Here is a 3,804-nt window from a genome sequence, read left to right on the forward strand (position 1 = left end):
CTACTGAATCGATTTACTGAGCCTCCTACGAATGAAAATGTCCTTCAGGGACCTTTAAGTTCCTTTGTCGAAGACATTGAGCAAAATATTGGTATTACTAGAAAACAAGTAAGTTCAGATCACCTTTTAGTCAGATCGTTTTATGTCGGCAAGGGTGAGAAAAAAAAGATTTCGTTGCTGTATTGTGAAGACCATGTCCAAATGGATTTGGTGAACAACATTGTTCGTCAATTCGAAATGAACTTGGATAAGGAAGTTCACAATTTACAAAATTTATCAAGAACAATGGGTTTTTCTGCCTGGGGACCCTTCTCTAAATTTAACACAACAGAGCTCCCCCAAGAGGTCGCTCAATCCTTACGGATGGGCAAAGTCGTTCTATTTGTAGATCGATTACCTCTAGCGCTCATTCTTCCTAGCTTGTTATGGGATATGTTCGCAATGGAAAATGATCGCAATTATCCGCTGCCTTTAATGTTTTCTGTCCGATTACTACGAATCATTGGCGTCTTGATGACTTTAATTGTTCCAGGCTTATACGTGGCCCTAGTAGCTGTTAATCCCGAGGTGCTGAGAATTGAACTGGCGTTAGCGGTCTCCCAAAGTCGAGATAGTGTGCCTTATCCTGCAATTGTAGAAATCTTGCTGATCCTTGTTATTCTGGAATTAATTCTGGAAGCCAGCGTCCGATTGCCCAAAAGTATTGGTCCCACAATTACCATGGTAGGCGGAATCATACTGGGACAAGCTATCGTTGCAGCCAAATTAGTGAGTAATCTCATTATTATCATTCTTGCGGCTACGACAATCGCGAATTCAACGGTTGTTGGATTTCAAAATTCGCTCTCGATCCGTTTATTTAAATATCTAATTGTTGTTTTAGCGGCAATTTACGGAGTTTTAGGCATTTTAGCGGGTTTAGTCCTGGTATGTGCGTACTTAGCAAGTCTAAACACCTTTGGAATTCCCTATATTCAAATCAATGTGGCAAAGGGTCGAACCAAAAATGGATAAAAGCTTATCTGTCATGCTCATGTACATTCTCACACATTTAGGGCTCATTTTTTTCCTGTACCCGGAAGATATTATTGGAAGTACAGAATCTGCGCATTGGATTCCTATCCTTGTAGGGATTATCGTACATTTTGTTGTCATTTCGATCTATATGAAAGGTCTAAGTTTTTTCCCGAATTGGGACATTATACGTATTTACAAGAGTGCTGGGAAAGGAGTAGCCCTTATATTTCTTCTGCCAGTAACCCTATATTTATTCGTAATTGCCGTTCTTGCCGTTCGCGCTTACTCAGAAATCATTGTTATCATCTTTTTATCAAGCACTCCCTTATGGGCAATCATGATCTTGTTACTATTCGTGTCCGCCTATCTAGCAACCAAAGGAATTGAAGCGATATTTCGCACCGGGGTTCTGCTCGGTATTATTTTTCTGCCCCTAATTTTTATCATTAGTTTCACTTCTTTTCAAAACATTGATTGGTATTATGCCTTTCCCCTTTTCGAACAAAACTTTTCATTCCTAACAAAATCCTCGTATTTAAAAAGCTTTTTTGCCTTCGCAGGCTGTTTTTTGTTTCTAGGCTTTGTCCAACCTTTTGTTACTTATCAAAGAAAAAAAATTATCCTTGCGGCTGCTGTGCTTATTCCCTTCTTTATCTTCTCTGTCTATATTCCTATTCTCACGTTCGGTGAGGCAACAGCATTAACTCTTCATTTCCCCTTTGTTGTTGTTGTTGAGACGATAAATATTTCTTGGTTCATGTTCGACAGAGTCACCATGTTTTTCTTACTTACATTGATTACTTTCAGCATGCTTTTCATCTCACTGACATTATGGGAGACCAATCGCATTATAAGTCAATGGATTCCCCTCTTTAAACCACTGTATGTTACGCTCGCAATCTCTGTTTCTATCTTTGTTGTTTGTTTAATGATTCCCGATTGGAAAAGCGTAGATAATCTTTTTATATGGAATACGCCGTTAAGATTCTTTATTTTAATCACGGTTCCGTTATCTATTTATTATCTTGGGCTGCGCTTTAAAAGGAAGGTGGGTCATGAACTCAATTAAGTCTACAGTACGAATTCTCGTGCTTTTAAGTATCGTATTTGTTCTGAGCGGTTGTTGGGATAATAAGGACATTAATCATCGTACTTTGCCACTCGTTATGGGTGTTACGAAAATAAATGATGAGTATAAAGTCATCCTACAGGACCCTGAATTGGATCAAAACACGATAAAAATGAATTTGATCAGCCAGACTGGAAAAACAATAAGCCAAGCCGTAGATAAGATCAGTATGAATAAGGAAAAACAGATTGACTTATTTCATGTTAAAGTTATTCTTATTGAAAAAAAGGTCGCGAAGCAAGGTATGAAAGACATTATCTCTGGTTTTATGAGAAGCGGGGAAGTTTCTCTTAAAGCTTACGTTGTGATCTGTGACGAGGACATTGAAAAGTATCTATCGAATGAGAAAAAAGCAACAGTTCCAAAACAAGCCTTTGTATACGACTTTTTCGAAAAAAATGCGGGTTGGAACCCACAGATCGCTCGAGCACAGATATGGCAGATTTATCGTAGTATTTATTCTTATACGAATGACATTGCCATCCCTCTTGTTAAATCAGGTCCATCTTCACCATGTGAATATATAGGCTCATCCGTTATTAGAAGTGGGAAGATGGTGGAACAAATCACACCCGATGAGACTCTCCTCTATAATGCTTTCAACAAGCAAAGTGCACAGGGGAAAATTGAAGTGATGGATCATGCAAGTGTCTTGATTGCTAGTAATACGATGAAATATACAAGCAACTTTGTTGACAATAAGCCATACATGAATACTCAAATCAAATTAAAAGTTGTAATCCTGGAAACGAAAGGAAATCCATCTCAAACGGAAATCATACAAGAATTAGAAAAGCTAATTACCGAACGTTTTCAAATTCTATTTTCGAAAATCCAAAAAAGTGAGGCGGACATCTTAGGAATAGGACAACGTTTCCGAACCAAAATCCCGAGAAAAGATTTACAGCAATGGCGAACAGAATACTATCCTCAGTTGAAAATGAACCTTCAATTTCATACCGATATCCAAAATGAAGGTTTGATAAAAATGCGTTCGAATTAATCTGGAAAACGAAAATAGGAACCTCGGTTTGTCACCGGAGGCTCCTATTTTCATTATTGTCTTTCCACAGCATTCACTCCTTCCTAAAACTCAATACCGCGAACTTTAGAAAATACCATCGTATCTCTCAAAGAACCATCTTCCCCACACTTATCTTGTCGAAGGATTCCTTCCAATGTAAATCCCAGACGTTCAGCAACTCGTGAACTTCGTGTATTGCGACCATCACACCTTATTTCAATTCGATTAGCTTGCAACTCAAAGACAGCATAATTTGTAATGGCTGCTACTGCTTCTGTCATATAGCCTTTATTGCCAAAAGGAGTACGCAACCAATAACCAATTTCAAATTTACGCGATTCCCAATCAATACGATGTAAGCCGCTACTACCAATGAGTTCACCGGTTTCCTTCAGAAAAAGGAGTAATCTTAGATCCGTACGATCTAAGAATTGCAGCCTAGCTCGTCGAATATTTACTTCAGACTCTTCCAAGGTTGGGATATTTTTAGCCCACGGCATCCAGGCACGTAATTCATCCATACTTTCCCTAATTGCTTCATTTACCATCGCGCCATCTTCCCATAAGGGAGCCCGTATTAGCAATCTTGTACTTTCAAAGCTCTCAGGTATCGTATATAAAATCGGGTTGGTTG

The 3,804-nt window shown here is 38.6% G+C and carries 4 protein-coding genes; 3 read left to right on the plus strand and 1 reads right to left on the minus strand.

Features of this window, described 5'->3' with window-relative positions; translation table 11 throughout:
- The 3 genes from AC1DUA_RS28125 to AC1DUA_RS28135 form a co-directional block, all read left to right on the plus strand.
- A partial coding sequence (locus AC1DUA_RS28125; protein ID WP_477502905.1) for a spore germination protein occupies positions 1-1,014 on the plus strand: 1,014 nt, incomplete at its 5' end.
- Entirely contained in the window at positions 1,007-2,086 is a 1,080-nt protein-coding gene (locus AC1DUA_RS28130; RefSeq protein ID WP_477502906.1) for a GerAB/ArcD/ProY family transporter, read from the plus strand. The genes AC1DUA_RS28125 and AC1DUA_RS28130, both read left to right, overlap by 8 nt.
- On the plus strand, positions 2,073-3,149 hold the full coding sequence (locus tag AC1DUA_RS28135; protein ID WP_477502907.1) for a Ger(x)C family spore germination protein: 1,077 nt from the start codon (positions 2,073-2,075) through the stop codon (positions 3,147-3,149). Before AC1DUA_RS28130 ends, AC1DUA_RS28135 begins: the two co-directional genes overlap by 14 nt.
- Positions 3,150-3,232: 83 nt before the next feature.
- Here AC1DUA_RS28135 and AC1DUA_RS28140 read toward each other — a convergent pair.
- Positions 3,233-3,804, minus strand: a 572-nt coding sequence (locus AC1DUA_RS28140) for a GNAT family N-acetyltransferase (protein ID WP_477502908.1), incomplete at its 5' end; no start/stop codon positions are given.

It is taken from the genome of Paenibacillus sp. 01T422 (assembly GCF_056398785.1).